The organism is Polyangium sp. 6x1, from assembly GCF_029946515.1.
GTDB lineage: Bacteria > Myxococcota_A > Polyangia > Polyangiales > Polyangiaceae > Polyangium.
Window position 1 is genome coordinate 71,619 of record NZ_JARZHH010000024.1, and the last position, 17,100, is coordinate 88,718.

At 69.1% G+C, this 17,100-nt stretch carries 13 protein-coding genes; 9 read left to right on the top strand and 4 right to left on the bottom strand.

The genetic code is table 11. The features are described from left to right. Nucleotides 1–4 precede the first annotated feature (4 nt). From QHF85_RS22770 to QHF85_RS22780, 3 genes are all read left to right on the top strand, one after another. Nucleotides 5–799, top strand: a complete 795-nt coding sequence (locus QHF85_RS22770) for a PhzF family phenazine biosynthesis protein (RefSeq protein ID WP_281329379.1) — start codon at nt 5–7, stop codon at nt 797–799. A 46-nt stretch (nt 800–845) separates the two neighbouring features. Next, nucleotides 846–2,972 carry a protein kinase gene (locus QHF85_RS22775; RefSeq protein ID WP_281329380.1) on the top strand — a complete coding sequence of 709 codons (2,127 nt, stop codon included), beginning with the start codon at nt 846–848 and terminating at the stop codon, nt 2,970–2,972. 280 nt (nt 2,973–3,252) lie between these two features. Beyond that, the gene (locus QHF85_RS22780; protein ID WP_281329381.1) at nt 3,253–4,197 is read left to right on the top strand and encodes a PAS domain S-box protein; all 945 of its coding nucleotides are present in this window, start codon (nt 3,253–3,255) and stop codon (nt 4,195–4,197) included. A gap of 98 nt (nt 4,198–4,295) precedes the next feature. Here QHF85_RS22780 and QHF85_RS22785 read toward each other — a convergent pair whose 3' ends face one another. After that, nucleotides 4,296–5,204 carry a GNAT family N-acetyltransferase gene (locus QHF85_RS22785; protein WP_281329382.1) on the bottom strand — a complete coding sequence of 303 codons (909 nt, stop codon included), beginning with the start codon at nt 5,202–5,204 and terminating at the stop codon, nt 4,296–4,298. Between the two features lie 79 nt (nt 5,205–5,283). After that, nucleotides 5,284–6,873 (bottom strand): delta-60 repeat domain-containing protein, encoded by a 1,590-nt coding sequence (locus QHF85_RS22790; protein WP_281329383.1) that lies wholly within the window; start codon nt 6,871–6,873, stop codon nt 5,284–5,286. A 427-nt stretch (nt 6,874–7,300) separates the two neighbouring features. Between QHF85_RS22790 and QHF85_RS22795 the strand changes: the two genes are divergently transcribed. From QHF85_RS22795 to QHF85_RS22810, 4 genes are all read left to right on the top strand, one after another. Next, complete coding sequence (locus tag QHF85_RS22795) at nt 7,301–8,608, top strand: imelysin family protein (protein WP_281329384.1); 1,308 nt, start codon at nt 7,301–7,303, stop codon at nt 8,606–8,608. Continuing rightward, nucleotides 8,601–10,025 carry an HTTM domain-containing protein gene (locus tag QHF85_RS22800; protein WP_281329385.1) on the top strand — a complete coding sequence of 475 codons (1,425 nt, stop codon included), beginning with the start codon at nt 8,601–8,603 and terminating at the stop codon, nt 10,023–10,025. The genes QHF85_RS22795 and QHF85_RS22800 overlap by 8 nt, the downstream gene beginning before the upstream one ends. Continuing rightward, a complete protein-coding gene (locus QHF85_RS22805) occupies nt 10,010–12,274 on the top strand; it encodes a TonB-dependent receptor (protein ID WP_281329386.1) in 2,265 nt (754 codons plus the stop codon). The genes QHF85_RS22800 and QHF85_RS22805 overlap by 16 nt, the downstream gene beginning before the upstream one ends. A 61-nt stretch (nt 12,275–12,335) precedes the next feature. Then, nucleotides 12,336–13,412, top strand: a complete 1,077-nt coding sequence (locus QHF85_RS22810) for a site-specific DNA-methyltransferase (protein ID WP_281329387.1) — start codon at nt 12,336–12,338, stop codon at nt 13,410–13,412. Nucleotides 13,413–13,438: 26 nt separating this feature from the next. On the opposite strand, the gene QHF85_RS22815 is transcribed toward QHF85_RS22810, so the two are convergent. Continuing rightward, nucleotides 13,439–14,044, bottom strand: a complete 606-nt coding sequence (locus QHF85_RS22815) for a hypothetical protein (protein ID WP_281329388.1) — start codon at nt 14,042–14,044, stop codon at nt 13,439–13,441. A gap of 110 nt (nt 14,045–14,154) precedes the next feature. Between QHF85_RS22815 and QHF85_RS22820 the strand changes: the two genes are divergently transcribed. Both QHF85_RS22820 and QHF85_RS22825 read left to right on the top strand, forming a co-directional pair. Beyond that, nucleotides 14,155–15,945, top strand: coding sequence for a hypothetical protein (locus QHF85_RS22820; protein ID WP_281329389.1), 1,791 nt, complete (start codon nt 14,155–14,157; stop codon nt 15,943–15,945). Between the two features lie 83 nt (nt 15,946–16,028). Further along, nucleotides 16,029–16,769, top strand: coding sequence for an arginyltransferase (locus QHF85_RS22825; RefSeq protein ID WP_281329390.1), 741 nt, complete (start codon nt 16,029–16,031; stop codon nt 16,767–16,769). Between the two features lie 10 nt (nt 16,770–16,779). Here QHF85_RS22825 and QHF85_RS22830 read toward each other — a convergent pair whose 3' ends face one another. Continuing rightward, on the bottom strand, nt 16,780–17,100 hold the full coding sequence (locus QHF85_RS22830) for a cytochrome C oxidase subunit IV family protein (protein WP_281329391.1): 321 nt from the start codon (nt 17,098–17,100) through the stop codon (nt 16,780–16,782).

Here is a 17,100-nt window from a genome sequence, read left to right on the forward strand (position 1 = left end):
ACACGTGACCGAGATTCCGCTCTACCAGATCGACGCCTTCACGCGCCGCGCCTTCGCCGGCAACCCCGCCGCCGTATGTCCCCTGCCCGCGTGGCTCCCGGACGCGACGCTCCAGGCGATCGCCGCGGAGAACAACCTCTCGGAGACCGCATTTTTCGTGGCGCGTGGCGATCGCCACGAGCTGCGCTGGTTCACGCCCTCGGTCGAGGTCGACCTCTGCGGCCACGCCACGCTCGCCGCGGGATACGTCGTGCTCGAGCTCCTCTCGCCGAGCCTCCCTTTCGTCTCGTTCCACACGCGGAGCGGCGAGCTCGTCGTGCGGCGCGAAGGCGACCTGCTCTCGATCGACCTGCCCGCGCGCCCACCCGCGCGGGCCGACGTGTCCGACGCGCTCGCCGACGCGCTCGGCAAGCGACCGAGCGCGGCCTTTGCGGCGCGCGACCTCGTGGCCGTGTACGACAGCGCCGAGGACGTGCGCGCGCTCCGGCCCGACATGGCGAAGGTCGCGGCGCTCCACACGTTCGCGGTCGGCGTCACCGCGCGGGGGACGGGGATCGACGCGGACGTCGATTTCGTTTCGCGCTTCTTCGCGCCGGCGAAGGGCGTCCCCGAGGATCCCGTGACCGGATCCCTGCATTGCACGCTCGTGCCCCTCTGGGCCTCCGAGCTCGGCCGCGCGCGGCTCCGGGCGCGGCAGGTGAGCGCGCGTGGGGGCGAGCTCGACTGCACGCTCTCCGGAGATCGCGTCCTGCTCGCGGGCAGCGCCGTGCTCGTGATCGAAGGCCGGATGCGCTTCTGAACCGGCTTCCCTGACGCCGCGCGGCAAGGTATCGTGCCGGCGGCCCATGATTCCCGTCCTGCGGTGCACCGACCTCGAGCTCACCGATCTCGCCGACGACAAACCCGAGCTCGTCGACCCCGAGACCGGCGAGCCCGCGGGCCTCTCCCTCGTGCAGTGGCTCGGCTCCGGCGGGATGTCCGCCGTCTTCCTCGCCGAGCGTGACGGGGACACGGAAGCGCCCGGGCTCTCGGAGCTCGCGCCCGCGCGGGTCGCGGTGAAGCTCGTCAAGCCCGGGACCGAGCAGGGCCTCGCGCAGATGGGCATGACGAGCCGGGATCTCGCGCAGCGCGAGATCGAGGCGCTCGATCGGGTGAAGAACCTCGTCCCGCCCAGCGAATTCGTGATCGGGTATTACGGCCACGGCAGCGCCCTCGTCGCGCTCGAAGAGGAGCCGCCCCTCGTCCTGCCCTGGATCGCGCTCGAATACGTCGAGGCCTCGAGCGAGGGCGCGACGCTCACGGACCGCGTCGACAAAGCGCGGGAGACGGGCATCGATCCGGTCCGCGCTCACCGGCTCGCGCGGGGCATGCTCGAGGGCGTCCGCGTCCTGCACGGCCTCGGCATCCTCCACCGCGACCTCAAGCCCGACAATGTATTCGTCGCCGGCCCGCTGGACGATGAAACCCCGAAGATCGCCGATTGCGGCATCGCGCGGGTCGACGGGCTCGCGCTCGCCACGGTGCAGGGGATCACGCTCGGATATGGCGGCCCCGAGCAGGCGCTCTCGTCGGTCGCGCCCTCGCGGCGCAACCCGCTCGTCGGGCCCTGGACGGACGTCCACGCGCTCGCCGCCACCATCTGGTTCATGTTGACGGGCGAGGAATGGTGCCGCTCGATGCCCTCGTGGTACGTGGGCGAGCGGCGCAGCCTGCGCACGGCGAAAAAGCTGCATCGCGGCTTCCTCGCGGCCGAGGAGCTGCTCGGCGCCGTCGACCTCGCGCTCCGGCAAGGCGCCTCGCCGGTGCTGCCCGAGGGGACGTGGGACCTCGACGGCGCAAAGTTTTACGAGACACACGCCCGGAAATTGCTCGGCGGCTCGATGTTCGAGGGCTCTCCGCCGCGGTTCCCCTCCGTCGAGGCCTTCGCCGAGGCGCTCCTGCCGCCCCTGGAAGCGGCCGCGGCGCGCTGGATCGAAATCGCGGCGCGCGAGCACCAGCCGATGACCTCGTTCCGCAAGACGCGCATCTTGCCGTCCGAGGAGGAGGTCTTCGCCGCGATGGATGCCCTCGCGCCGCCGCGCACCACCACCGAAAAACCCCTCCTCCTTTCGCCGGGCGGCGTGGTGTTCCTCCCGGGCCCCTGGGGATTCGCGCGCTCGGGCAGCGAGCTGCATGGTTTGTCCAAGCGGGAGCCGCGCACGTTCTCGGTCGACGTCCCGCGGCCTTATCGCGCGCAGATCGCCGCCTCGCGGTGGCTCGTGCGTGGTCCGGGCGGCGGCATTGCGCTCGTGGGCCCCGCGCACGTCCTCTTGCAGCGGGGCGACGCATTCGTGCAGGGCATGCTGCCGCGGCGCGCGGACGAGGGGCCCGTCGGCGAAATCGTCGCGGCGCTCGGCGACGGCCGCGCCTTCGGCGTCGTGACGGCCGACGCGGGCGAGGGCGGACCGGAGCTTTGGCTCTCGAACGACGGCGTCCGCTGGGCCGATCCGCTCCTCTTGCCGCTCGGCGGCGAGGTCTCCGCGATTGCCTCGGGCCCGCTCGGGTTCTTCGTCGCGGGCAGCTTGCGCGGCAAAAAGGCGCGCGCCTTGTGGATTGGATACGACCAGGAGGTCCGCTCCTCCGCGGCGAGCTTGAACGACAAACCCGCGTTGCTCCTCTGCGTGGCGGGCGCCGAGGGCGAGGCGTGGGCCGCGGGCGTGGGCATTGTGATGCGCTTCGATCGCGGCGGATCCGCGGTCGAGGCCTCCGATGCGGAGGGCATTCCCGTCGCCATGGGCCTCGATGACGAGGGCGTGCCTTGGCTCGTCACCGAGCGGGAGGTCTTCCGGCGTCACGGCGGCGGCGTCGCGCCCGTGTGGAAGCGTTATCATACGCAGCCGAAGGGCGCGCCGCGGCTCGTGGCGATTGGTTTTCCGCCGGGCGGGGTGCGGGTCGTCGACGCGGTCGGAGGCGGGGCCGTGCTCCGGACGTGAGCGCGCTCGAGCGAGCGGCGTGAGGATCTCGATGCGCCACCGCGCCGGCTCCGGCTCGGCGCCGCTGCGCTGGACCCTGCCAAATCCCTGACGCCGGCGGCGAACCGCACGCTCTCCCATCCGGAATCACGAACAAGGACGAACCGGTCCTTTGACGGGGGTGGGCACACCCCACGAAAAGTGCACGACCCCGTCCTGTCCACCCCTACAAATTCAGGCATTTCCTGAAGCCGCTGGTGGGTGTATTCTGGCGGGGAGGTCGATATCCGTACCGGGGGTCATGAGTACGTACATTCCGGAACAACCTGCGGCGAGCACCGTCGAGATCGAGCGCCGTAATGCCGCGCTGATTGCCGAAAACCACGCCCTCCGCGCCCAGGTGGAGGAGGCACGCCGGCTCCTCGAGGACCACGCGCTCCTCGAACGCGAGCGGCACCTCAATGAGGAGCGATTCCGGCAAACGTTCGACTGTGCGCCGGTCGGGCTCACCATCGTCAGCCTCGAGGGCCGCTTCGTCAGCGCGAACCGCGCGCTCGCCGAGATGCTCGGATACACGCCCGAGGAGCTCATCCGGCTGCGCTTCCAGGACATCACGCACGCCGACGACCTCGAGATCGACCTCGACCTCGTCGGCAAGGTGCTCCGCGGCGAGATTCCACGCTACAAGCTCAAGAAGCGGTACATCCACCGGGACGGCTCGATCGTCCATGCTCTCCTCCACGTGGCCCTCGTGCGCGACGAGAGCGGAGCGCCTGCGCATTTCATCTCGCAGATCCTCGACATGACCGAGCAGAAGCGGGCCTTCGAGGCGCTGCAGCAGAGCCAGGAGCGCCTGCGCCAGGTCTCCACGCCCCTCGTCCCGATCCGCGACGACATCGTGGCCATGCCGCTCGTCGGCGCCATCGATCCCGACCGCGCCGATCGGGTGCTCGAGGTGCTCCTCACAGGCATCAGCGGCGGGCGCGTGCGCGTGGCGATCCTCGACGTCACCGGCGTGGTCGACCTCGATACGCAGGTCGCGGGCGCGCTCGTCCGGACCGCGCACGCCGTGCGCCTGCTCGGCGCGCAAATGGTGCTGAGCGGCATTCGCGCCGAGGTCGCGCGCACCCTCGTGGAAATCGGCGCCGACTTCTCGGGCATCGTCACCTGCGCGAACCTGCAGGCCTCGATCACGTATGCGCTGAAGATGTCGCGCGGACGCGCCTCCCAGGACGCCATCGCATAAAGCCCGCGCATTCGCCACGACGGCGAAGGCGGCGCCGAGAGAACTTCCGCGCGCGAGACCGAGCTCGCGACGCGGCGCGCTTCGAGCGTGGGCGCGCCCTACCGCGCGGCGTCGAGGAGCGGCCCGCGAAAGAGAATCATGCTCGCCAGGGGCCGGTACCCCATCGACGCATTGAGGTGCCGGATGGGAGCGTTCTCGACGATGTTCTCCGTCACGAGGCGGCGAAAGCCGGCCTGCTTCGCGCCGGCCACCTGCGCCCGTTTGAGCGCGCTCGCGATGCCACGCCCGCGCCATCCCCGCCGCACCCCCGTGAGGCTGTGAAACGCGACGCCGCCGCGGCCACGCTGGAGCACCGCATACCCGACGACCTCGGCGCCCTGCATCGCGATGAACGTGAGATCGTGGGTATGGATGGGCCGGTCCATGTCCGCGGCGATCCATTCTTCGAAGGACCCCACCTCGTCCTCCGCCTCCCCGGGGATGTCGGGAATGGCCTCCCGCGCGACCTGGTACATGCCGGGCAAGAGATCGGGCCGCTCGGCGCGTGTCACGACCGTGATGCCGTCCGGCGGCTTCACCTCGGGCATGGGCACGGAATCGAGGTCCAGCGCGAGCTCGATCTGGCGCCCCACCTCCTCGTAGCCGCGCCGTTCGAGATACACGCGGGCGTCCCTCTCGCTCTCGTGCACCTCGATTTCGAGCGCGTGGAGCCCGAGCCGCCGCGCGTGCTGCGAAAGCGCGCCGTGCAGGGTCGACCCCACGCCCTGGCGGCGATTCTCGGGCCGTACCCACAGGCCCGCCACGCCGTTGCCGCCGGAAGGTCGGACAAAGGCGGCACCCACGGCGTTCCCGTCCCTGCGAAACACCCAATCGAGGCGGTCCGGGTGAAGGCCGCGCAGATGGCGAGCATCCTCGAACGAGGGGATCCCCCAGACATCCGCCGTATTCACGACGTCGACCCAATCCCGGAGGTCCTCGTCCTCGGAGACGATCTCGAGGGTCTGCATGGGGAGGTTCGTGCCCCGGCGCGGGCGGCCCGTCAAGGCAGCCCGCGCCGGGGCAGACGACCGGGGGGGAAGGAATCGATCAATTCCCGACGGGCAGGAGGAGCAGCACGCCGTCGTCGTTGCCGGGGCCCATGCCCACGGACTTCGTCCCGACGATCGCGGCGTGCTTCTGGTCGGGCGAGAGCGCCGCGCCCCAGAACATGTCGGCGACCCCGCCGAGATCGTATTGCTTCCACCCGTTCGGCGCGAACGTCGTGTCGACCGCCCCATTCTCGGTCAGCACGGCGACCATCGCGTCGACGTTGTCGGCCGTCGGCCTCCCGCCGCCCACGAGCAGCGAGCGTTTGTCGGGGAGCGCGATCATCGTGCGGGCATTGTCGTTTTGACCGGCCATGTCGACCCGGACGTAGCCATTCTGGCCGTACGTCGCATCGAGCTTGCCGTCGCCCGTGATGCGGAGCGACAGCCAGTCGAGGTTGTCGCTGCCGCCATTCGAGCCGTAACCCACGGTGACGAAACTCGACCCTTGCGGCACGAGGTCGTACACCTCGGCCACCGAGGCGAGCACGATCTGGTTGAACACGCCGCCCACGCCGAACGTCGCGTCGAGCTTGCCCGTGCTGTCGAGCTTGTAGACGACGGGGCTCACGATGTTGTCCGCGTCGCGGTTGTACCCGGAGAGAATGGCGCTTCCATCGGCGAGGATCCGGCCCCCACGCGCGCTCGCGTTCTGCTGGGCGATGTCGAGCAAGGCGACGCCGTTCGTCCCGAAGGCATTGTCGCTCGTCCCGTCGGCGCTCAGGCGCACCGCGGCGAAATCGGTGTCCGTGCGGCCGGGCGCCTTCTGCGCGCCCACCACGAGCAGCTTGTCGTCCGCGTAGACGTTCAAGCCCCAATGCGCATCGGCGACGTACGTATTGCCCACGAGCTCGCCCTCGCTCAGGTCGAGCAGGGCCACGCCGTTCGTCCCGAAGCTCGTATCGAGCGTCCCGTCGGCGTTGAACCGCGTCACGGCGATGTCGCGATCCCGCGCGTCTGCCGCGCCCGCGTGCTCGATCGTGCCGGCGACGACGATCTTCCCCGTCGATTGCACCACGATCCCGCGCGTCACCTCGCCGTTCGTCCCCACCGCGACGTTGTGCTTGGCGATGCCCTTGTCGCCAAACGTCGCATCGAGCTCGCCGCTCGGCAGCCATTTCACGACGATCGTCGAAAAATCAGCGTCCGCGGCCGTGCCCTCTGCCGAATTGCCGGTCGCGTAGATGTTGCCCTGCGCGTCGAACGTCACGCCGTACAGCCGATCGTGCCCCATCTCCGAAATGGGCACGGTCACGGGCTTCGCCTCCGCGGACCCGCCTCCGCCGCCGGCGCCGCCCATTCCGCCGGCGCCGCCCATTCCGCCGGCGCCGCCATTTCCGCCCGCGCCGCCGTCTCCGCCCGTCCCGCCGGCGCCGCCCATCCCCGTGCCGCCGGTGCCGCCGCCTGCCCCGCCCATACCGCCGGTGCCGCCCGTCCCGCCGGAGGCGCCCGTGCCCGAGCCGCTCGGATTGTTCGGGGCATCGTCCCCGCAGCCGACGACGAGCGCGCCGAGCAGCAGGCTGGCCGAAAGGGAAACGAGGTACGTCTTGCGCGCCAATGCGCGGCGAATGGCTCCCGTATTCGCGTTCATTGCTAGGTTCTCCTTACGTTATTTTTCGGGCGAGTCGGATGGCACCCAGCGACTCGCGTCGTCACTTGAAAAAGAAAATGAAAAACATTTTCAACAGCAACGATGGGTAGATCACGGACCGCATCGTGTCAACCCGAAACCGCACCCCGATCGCCGCACTTTCCGCGGGAAGCGAGCAGATTCACAGCCGCCTGCGCATCCTTGGTGCCCCAACGAACACCACCTCCGAACATTTTGTACTCCAACCAACACGCAGCATATCCGGATGATTTGTACACCAACCAACACACTCATCCAGCGCACCGTACGTACGTCCACAAAACATCTTTCGTGTCGGTCGTACTTGAAAGTAGTTTTCAACTTCGACAAGCGTGCTACCATCCGCCCCCCTGCCCGTGACCTGGCTTCGGAAGGGAAGAGGATGTCCATGCAGAACCATTCGCAGGTGAGCGCTCCGCCTCCCAGGAGGTGGCTGCAAAGCAGGAGCGTCGCGCGCGCGCTCCTCGGTGGCATTTTCGCCGTCGGCCTCGTCGCGGGCTGCGAGCGAATCGCGTTTTACTCGACCGGCCGCCCCCCGCCGGATTCGAATGCAGGCTCCACGACCGCCTCGTCCTCGACCGGCGGCAGCAGCGGCGATCCGACGGGCGGGACCGGTACCGTGACGCGCGCGACGCTGCTCGACGCCATTGCCACGTGCAACCTGGAGCTGCTCGACGCATTCCAGAAAGCCGCGCAGGAGCTCGCCGCGACCGAAGCGAAGACCGACCCCGAAGGCCGCGCCGAGGCGCAGGCCGCGTGGTCGAAGGCCATCGACCTCTGGCAAAGAGCCGAGCCGTTCCAGTTCGGCCCCGGTGGCCCCACGAACACGCCCGGCGGAAAGGGCCTTCGCGACACCATTTATTCCTGGCCCCTCGTGAGCCGCTGCCTCGTCGAGCAAAACATCGTTTCGAAAGCGTACGAGGCCCCGAATTTCGGCACGACCGCGCTCATCAACATGCGGGGCCTCGCCGCGGCCGAATACCTCCTCTTCTACACGGGCACGGACAACGCCTGCAGCCCCGCGTCGGGCATCAACGCCTCCGGCTCGTGGGCCGCGCTCGGCGCGGACGAGCTCGCCTCACGAAAGGCCGCGTATGCGTCGGCCGTCTCCTCGGGCGTCGCCGCGATGGCCGGACAGCTCCTCGGCGCGTGGCGCCCGGGCGAAGGTGATTTCGCCGCGCAATTCAGAAACCCCGGCAAGAACGGCTCGGTGTACACGACGGAGCAGATGGCCCTCAATGCGGTGAGCGACGCGATGTTCCACATCGAGACGCACGTGAAGGACCAGAAGCTCGCGCGCCCGCTCGGCATCATGGATTGCAGCGACACGACGTGCCCGGATGCCGTGGAGTCGCGCTTCGCCCGCCGATCGAGGCCGCACGTGCGGAACAACCTGATCGGCTTCCGCATGCTGATGAGCGGCTGCAAGGACGGCGAGGGCGTGGGCTTCGACGACGTGCTCGTCGCGCTCGGCGCGACCGCGCTCGCCGAGAAAATGAACGCGGACGTGAATGCGGCCATCGCCGCGTCCGACGCCGTCCCTACCGACGATCTCGCCCAGGCGATCGCGGAAAACCCCGAGACCGTGAAGCAGCTCCACGACGCCGTCAAGCGAATCACCGACAGCCTCAAGACCGAATTCGTCACGGTCCTCGATCTCGAGCTCCCGCAGCTCCTGGAAGGCGACAATGACTGAACGCGCCGACGCGGTCCCCCCGGGCCGCCTCGCGCGGCTCGCGTCCTTCCTCCTCCGGCCGGAGGACGCGGCGGCGCTCGCCGCGTTCCGCTTTTGCTTCGGCCTCCTCGGCTGCGTGAGCGCGATCCGCTTCCTCGCGTATGGCTGGGTGGACGAATTCTTCGTCAAACCCCGGTTTTTCCTGTCGTATTGGGGTTTCGACTGGCTCGCGCCGCTCTCGGCCCGGGGAATGCACGCGCTCTTCGTGGCGCTCGCCGTGGTGAGCGCGTGCGTCGCGGTCGGCTTCCTTTATCGCGCCGCGATCGTCCTCTTCCTCGTCGGCTTCACCTACGTCCAGCTGCTCGACGTCACGAACTACCTCAACCATTACTACCTCGTCAGCCTGCTCGCGCTCCTCCTCGCCTTCATGCCCCTCCACCGCGCGTATTCGGTGGACGCGTGGCTCTTCCCGAAGCAACGGAGCGCGACCTTGCCCGCGTGGTGCACGTACCTGCTCCGCTTTCAGGTCGGCGCCGTTTATTTCTTTGCGGGCCTCGCGAAGGTGAACAGCGATTGGCTCCTCCACGCGCAGCCGCTCAACATCTGGCTCTCGTCGCGCACCTATCTGCCGATCATCGGCCCGCTGCTCGGCGAACGCTGGGTCGCCTTCCTCATGAGCTGGGCGGGGTGCCTCTTCGACCTCACGGTCGTGGCCTTTTTGCTGATGCCGAGGACCCGCGTCGCCGCGTATGCCGTCGTCCTCTTCTTTCACGGAGTTACAAAGCTCCTCTTTCCGATCGGCATGTTCCCGGCGATCATGGTCGTCGCGGCGCTCGTGTTCTTCTCGCCGAGCTGGCCACGAAACCTCGCCCGTTTCTTCCGGCGCCGCGCCCCCGCGCCCGCCCCTCCCCTGCCCGCCCCTGCCGCCGCGCCCCTCCCCCGCTTCTTCGGCGCGCGAATCGCCCTTGCTGCGTGTTATTGCGCCTTCCACCTCCTCTGGCCCCTGCGGACGCACCTCTACGGAGGAAACGTTCTCTGGCACGAGCAAGGGATCCGTTTTTCCTGGCGCGTCATGCTCCGTGAAAAGAACGGCAGCGTCACGTACCTCGTGACGGACCCGAGGACGGGACGCACGCAGGAGGTCCCCCCGCGCAAGTACCTGAATGGCCGCCAGGAGCGTGATTTCTCCACGCAGCCGGACCTCATCCTGCGGCTCGCGCACCAGATCGCTCGCGATTTCGAGGCCCGCGAGGGCGTACGCCCCGTCGTGCGCGCGCACGCGCCCGTCTCGCTCAATGGCCGTCCGGCCGAGCTGCTCCTCGATCCGACGGTCGATCTCGCATCCCTTTCCGACGGGCTCGCCAAGGCCCCCTGGATCCGGCCCGTCCCCCAAGCACCTCCCATTCACCTCGAGTCCCTGGCATGGCATCGCCCCTGATTCGACGCGCGACGCTCCCCGCGCTCCTCTTGCTCTCGCTCTCGCCCGCGGCCCTCGCCCAGACCGGAGGCGAGCCGCCCGAAGCTACGCCTCCGCCCGAGCCCGCGCCGCAAACCGATGCAACGGCGGAGACGAACGCGAAAAGCGCCGAGCCTCCTCCTCCGATTGAAATCTCGGTCGTCGGCACGCGCCTCCAGCAGACGAGCGGCTCGGCGCACGTGGTCACGACGAAGCAGCTCCAGCGCTTCAAGTACGACGATCCCCACAAGATCTTGCTCGGCGTCCCCGGCGTCTACGTCCGCGAGGAGGACGGCTTCGGCTTGCGCCCGAACATCGGCATTCGTGGCGCCGTCTCCGATCGAAGCAAGAAGATCACGCTGATGGAGGACGGCGTCCTGCTCGGCCCGGCGCCCTACTCCGCGCCCGCCGCCTATTATTTCCCGCTCATCGGCCGCATGGATTCGGTGCGCGTGGTGAAGGGCCCCTCGGCGATCAGTTATGGCCCGCATACCGTCGGCGGCGCCATCGACATGACCACGGCGGCCATTCCCTCCGAGCGCCGCGGCATGCTCGACGTCTCGTTCGGGCAATACATGCTCCGCAAGGTGCACCTGCGGCAAGGGCTCGCCGACGACAAATACGGCGTCCTCCTCGAGGCCGTGCACCTCGCGAACGACGGGTTCAAAGAGCTCGACGGCGGCGGCGACACCGGGTTTGCCCGGACCGACGTCATGATGAAGGGTCGATACACCTTCGATCCCGTCGGCTCCGTGGTGAACGAGCTCGAGCTCAAGGTGGGCTACCAGAACGAAGGCTCGAACGAGACGTACCTCGGCCTCAGCGACGCGGATTTCCGCGAGACGCCCTATCGTCGTTACGGAGCGAGCCGCCTCGATCGCATGGACTGGAACCGCACGCAATTCCAGCTCACGCACCGCGCGCGTCTCCGCCCGAACCTGGAGGTCACGACGATCCTCTATCGCCACGACATGCACCGGATCTGGCGCAAGGTGAACGCCTTCCGCGGCATCTCGGTCGCCGACGTCCTCGCGAACCCGACCGACCCGCGCAACGCCCTTTATTATGGCGTGCTCACGGGGGCCGTCGCCCCGAGCACGGACGACGAGACGCTCATGATCGGGCCGAATGACCGGACCTTCGTCTCGCAAGGCCTCCAGTCCACCGTGTCATGGCGCCCGAAGACGGGCCCGATCTCCCACCGGATCGAATATGGCGTCCGGCTCCATTACGACTCAATCCGACGCAGCCATACGCAGGACGGCTTCCTGATCGAAGGCGGCGTGCCAGTCCCCGAGGGGCGCCCCACGCAGACGACCGCCGAAAACGACGCCTACACGCACGCACTCTCGATGTACGCGACCGACGCCGCGACGTGGGGACCACTCACGCTCACGGCCGGCGCCCGCCTCGAATCGATCCGCAGCGTGCTCTCCGATCACCTCACGGGCGAGGAAAACCTGACCATCCAGCAGGTCGTCCTGCCAGGCGCGGGCGTCTTCCTCGCATTGCCACGCGATTTCGGCCTCCTCTTCGGCGTGCACCAGGGCTTCTCCCCCATCCCGCCGGGGCAAAACAACCTCGTGCGGCCCGAGAAGACCTGGAATTACGAGGCGGGCGTGCGCTGGTCACCGAAGCGCGTGCGCGCCGAGATCATCGGCTTCTACAGCGACTACAAGAACCTCACGAACCTGTGCTCGTTCTCCACGGGCTGCGTCGAGGAGAACCTCGACCGGCAAACCGACGGCGGACAGGCGCGCGTGCTCGGCTTCGAGGCGTATGCCGAGAGCGAGATCAAGCTGCGGGAAAACCTCGCGCTCCCCGGGCGATTGAGCTGGACGTTCACGGACGCGCAATTCACGAACAGCTTCCAGTCGTCCGATCCCATCTTCGGCGACGTCGAGGCGGGCGACGTGCTGCCGTACGTCCCGCGGCACCAATTCGCGGCCTCGATCGGCGTCGAGACGCCGCGCTGGGGCGCAAACGTGGGCTGCACGTACACGAGCCGCATGCGTGAGCTCGCCTCGCAGGGCGAGCCCGCGCCGGGGACGGCGACGGACGATTATTTCCTCCTCGACGCCTCCGTGAACGTCCGTCCGTTGAAATGGCTGACGATTTACGCGCTCGGACGAAACTTGACGGGCACCGCCTACATCGCCTCCCGCCGTCCTTATGGTGCCCGCCCCGGCGCGCCGCGGTGGCTTCAGGCCGGCGCGCGCGTCGACTTCTGAACGTCCCCGCCGACATCTTGGCCCGCGCCTCGGCTCCCTGCTAGGAGCCGAACGCCCCTTCATGTCGAGCCAACCTTCGCCCCTTTCGCCCGCGCGCCGCGGCACCTATTTCGTCGGCGACAACCTCGACGTTCTGCGGGAGCGCGTCCCCTCCGCCTCGGTCGATCTGGTCTACCTGGATCCACCGTTTCAAAGCGGAAGGACGTACCACCTCTACACGGGCGTCACGGCGGACGAGCCCGGCGCGGTCGCGTTCGACGACACGTGGGCCTGGGGCGACGCTGCCGCGCGCTCGCTCGCAGCCCTCGCCGCCCGGGACGAGCCCGTCGGGCGCGCGCTCGCAGGGCTCCACGGCTTCCTCGGGCCTTGCGACACGATGGCCTACCTCGCCATGATGGCGCCCCGCCTCGTCGAGATCCGCCGCGTCCTCCGCGCCACGGGCAGCGTCTTCTTGCATTGTGATCCCACCGCGAGCCATTACCTCAAGGTCCTGATGGACGCGGCCTTCGGCCCCGATTGCTTCCGCAACGAGATCGTCTGGCGCTACCGCCGCTGGCCCGCCCGCGCGCGCCGCTTCCAGCGCATGCACGACGTGCTCTTCTTCTACACGCGCGAGGCCTCGAACGAGCACACGTTCCACACGCTCTACGGGTACGAGGAGCTCGCAGAGTCCACGAAAAAGACGTTTGGCACGAAAAAGCAGCGCGCCGATTTCTCCGCGGGGCACCGGAAGCCCGGCGTCTCGGACGAGGAGACGGTGGGGCCCCCGCTCTCGGACGTCTGGGAGATCGGCGTGATCGCGGCGAAAGGCAAAGAGCGGCTCGGCTATCCGACGCAAAAGCCCGAGGCGCTGCTCGAGCGCGTCATCCTCTCCGCGAGCAACGAGGGCGACGTCGTGCTCGATCCCTTCTGCGGCTCGGGAACGACGCTCAGCGTGGCCACGCGCCTCGGGCGCCGCTTCGTCGGGATCGACCGGAGCCCCGAATCGAGGCGCGTCGTCGAGGAGCGCCTCGGGCGCGCGTTTGGCGAGGCGATGGATTGGGAGATCGTCGATTGCACGGAGAGCCGACCGAAGCCGCTCGCGCGCACGGACGCGGCGCGCACGGAGACGCGGGAGGATCGGAGCCGGGTGGCCTGAGAGGCGGGCAACGCGCCCCCCGCATTTCACCGCAGGATCCCCTCCACCTTCGATAACGAAAACATCCCCTGGGCCACCGGCTGCCCGCGCACCTCGACCTCCGCCTCGAAATGCTGCACGTCCGCGCCCTCGCGGATGAGCCGGACCTCGTAGGTCAGCACGTCGCCCGGAAAGACGTTGCGCAGGAAGCGGAGCTGGCTCGCGCCGATCGCGCCCGTGCGCGCGGGCCCCGCCATCGTGATCGCGGCCAGAATGTCCTCGCCGAGGCCCGGCGTGAAGCCGGGTTCGAGGCGGTATCCGACGTCCGCGTTGCGCAGCGCCGACACGAGCTCGGTCGCGCTTCTGCCGATTGCTTCGAGCTCGCGCTGCACGGCCACGAAGATTTGCAGGAGGTTCGCCGCTTGCACGATGCCTTCGAGCGCGAGCGATCGCGGCAGCACGGGCGGCGTCGGCAGCTCCGCCGAGAAAAACGGCTCGTTCACGCTCACCGCGCGCGCCGCGTGCAGCGTCGGGCGGGGCGCGCGCGAATACCCCTCGATCCGATCCACGAGCAAGAGCGGCGGCCGCTGCGGCAGGAGGAGCATCACGACCGCCGCGCCGAGGGAGAGTGCGTCCGTTTTCGTCTGGCTCATGCGATAAGGCGACTATCGCACAGCTCGTCACCCGGAAAAAGCCCAGCCCGCGCCCCGAACGGGCCGGCCCTCGCCAACCCCGGGGAAAACCCGTATTCTCGCGTTCCCCTATGCCCTCCCGCTCGGTCGTCCTCGCGCTCGCCGTCGCCTCCGCCGCTTGCACGACGCCTCCCCCGAACGCGAAGGCACGCTGCCCCGAGCCCACGACCGCGCGCAGAGAGACCTCGGACGCCAAGCTCATCCCCGCGCCACCGGCGGCCTCGGAGGCCCACGAAGGGCCGGGCCTCGACGTCCTGATCCGCCCCGTCCTCGCGGCGGCGTCGCTCGACGTCGCGCTCACGTTCCGCGGCGGCGGCGCGTTCCCCGGCCGCGCGTTCACGATCCGCACGCCCGATCCGAAGGCCTTTCGAATGAAGGAGGCGCGTGACGCGCGAGGGACGATCGACGCGCGACAGGATCCGCACCCCGATCACGTATCGGTCGAGCTCGCGCGCGCCCCCGAGGGCGAGCTTCGCCTCACGTACACTGTCGAGTCGCGCGTCACGCCGGGCAAACTCCCTTTCTTGCTCTCGGATCCCGATCGGCTCGAGGTCACGGGCGACGCGCTCCTCCTGCCGGATGCCGCGCGCGCGTTGCGCCTCGCCGCGAAGCTCGAAATCGATTTGAGCCCCTACGGAACGCTGGAGAGCGGCGCCTCCGTGAGCGGCGCGGCGACGAGCTTCGGCATCGGCGCGTCGCGCGAGGTCGACGTCACCACGGACGAGCTGCGCTCCGCGGTGATGCTCGCGGGCCGCATGGGCACGGCCGTCTTCGACACGCTCGAAGGGCACGACGAGGCCGCGTGGTTCGGCTACACGGCCTTCGATCCGCGCCCCGTCTCCGCGGACACGGCCGCGTTCCGCACCGCCGCGGGCGAGCTCTTCGGCGAGCGCAGCCCCATCCCGCAGACGTTCCTCATCGTGCCCGAGCCCGGCCCCACCGGCCGCTTCCTCGCGGCGCGGCGCACGCGCAGCGTGCTCCTGCACGTCGCCGTGGGCGAACCCTGGTCCGGTCCGCTGCGCATCGCGACCTCGGTGGAGATGCTACGCGCGTGGGTCGGCGAGCGGCTCTGGATCGGGCCCGAGGACCCTTCGCGACAAGCCGAGGGCGCGTGGTTCGCCGAGGGCGTCGTGCGTCACCTCGCGCGCGACATGCTCTTTCGTTTTGGCCTCGTGACGCCGCTCGAAGTGGCCGACGAGGTGAACGGGCTCGAGTCGGTGATCGCGACGTCGCCGCGCGGCAAAGAGGGCAACGCGGCGCTCGCGAAGAGCTTCCGCGAGCCCGGCGTCGTGCCGCTCCTCGTCGCGCGCGGGGCGCTCTACGCGCTGCACGTGGACGCGGCGATCCGCGCGAAGAGCGGCGGCCAGAAGAGCCTCCAGGAGGTCCTGCGCGCGCTCTACGCGAAGGCCAAGGAGCGGCGCGGGCCGCTGCCCGTCGCGGCGTGGATCGACGCGATGAAGGCCGAGATCGGCCCGGCCGAGGCCGAGGTCTTCGCCGAGGCGATCGAGCGCGGGGGACGGCTCGATCTGCCCGAGAGCGCGCTGGGGCCGTGTTTTCGCCGGGAGACGCGGCGTTACGAGCGGTACGACCTCGGCTTCGACGAGGTCGCGACGCGCGCGAAGATCCCGTCGGTGCTCCTAGGGGTTCGTCCGGACGGACCCGCGGCGAAGGCAGGGCTGCGCGAGGGAGACGAGCTCGTCGAGGCCGTCACCGCGGCCGGTCGGAGCGACGTTCCCGTCACGATCGTCGTGCAGCGGGGCGACGATCGGATCACGGCGAAATACCGGCCTGCGGGGCCCTCCGCGAGCGGCCGCGGCTGGTCGCGGCGCAAGGACGTGCCCGACGAGAAGTGCACGAAATGAGGCAACCGGACAGCCTCTGGTGACCGGGCTCTGGTGATGCGCTATCCGTCCGTGCGACACTGCCGCCAAGCCCAACCGCGTCCATGGCCCGCCTGATCCAGCACATCGTCGAACCCCCGCGCGCCTGCTCGTACATCCCGCCGGAGCGCGCGTCGCTCGAACACCACATCCTTCTCGACGTCGATCCCGAAGAGCTCGACACCCTGCTCGAGCGTGGCGTCCGCCGCTTCGGCCCCGATTACTTCCGCCCCGTGTGCCCTTCCTGCGTGGCGTGTGTCTCGACGCGTATCCTCGTGAGCGAGTTCAAGCCGAGCCGCAGCCAGCGCCGCGCGCGCAACCGCGGCGCGGAGTTTCGCGTCGTCGTCGGGCCGCCGCGCGTCGACGCGGAGCGGCTCGCCCTGTATCACACCTGGCACGGCGACCGGGAGCAGGCGCGCGAATGGACGCCAGGCAAGCTGACCTCGCGCGATTATTTCTATCAATTCGCGTTCCCCCACCCGTCCGCGCGGGAGGTCGCCTATTACGACGACGAGGCCGGCGGGCGCCTCGTGGCGATCGGGATCTGCGACGAGACGCCGCGCGCCTGGAGCGCCGTGTATTGTTTTTACGATCCCACCTATGCGTGGCGCTCGCCCGGCGTGGGCAACGTGCTCACGCTCGTGGAGATCGCCCGCGCCCAGGGCAAACCCTACGTCTATCTGGGGTATCGCGTCTCGGATTGCCCGTCCTTGCGCTACAAGTCGGCGTTCCATCCGCAGGAGATCCTGCCGCGTTTGCCCGCGGATGGAGAGCCGCCGCGCTGGACGCGGGCGGCCGAGGAGTGAATCCCGCGAATCAGGGATAGGGGCTTGCGGCGGGATCGGGCCGCGGCGGGAACGTCTTGCGGGTGAGCGGATCGGCGACCGTGAGCGTGACGAGCAGCACGATGAACAGGAACGTCAGAATGACGATGAGCCTGTTCGCGAAGCGCTGCTCGACGAGGTGCATGAAGATGAACAGCACGACGAACGTCTTCACGACCGAGATCCCGAGCGCGATGAAGAGCTCCGCTTCGCCGAGGCCCAAGAGCGAGCTGCCGAACGAGAGGAACGTCAGCACGAGCAGGGCAATCCACGAAACGACGAGCTTGGGAGTGGTGACGTGCGCGCTGATCAT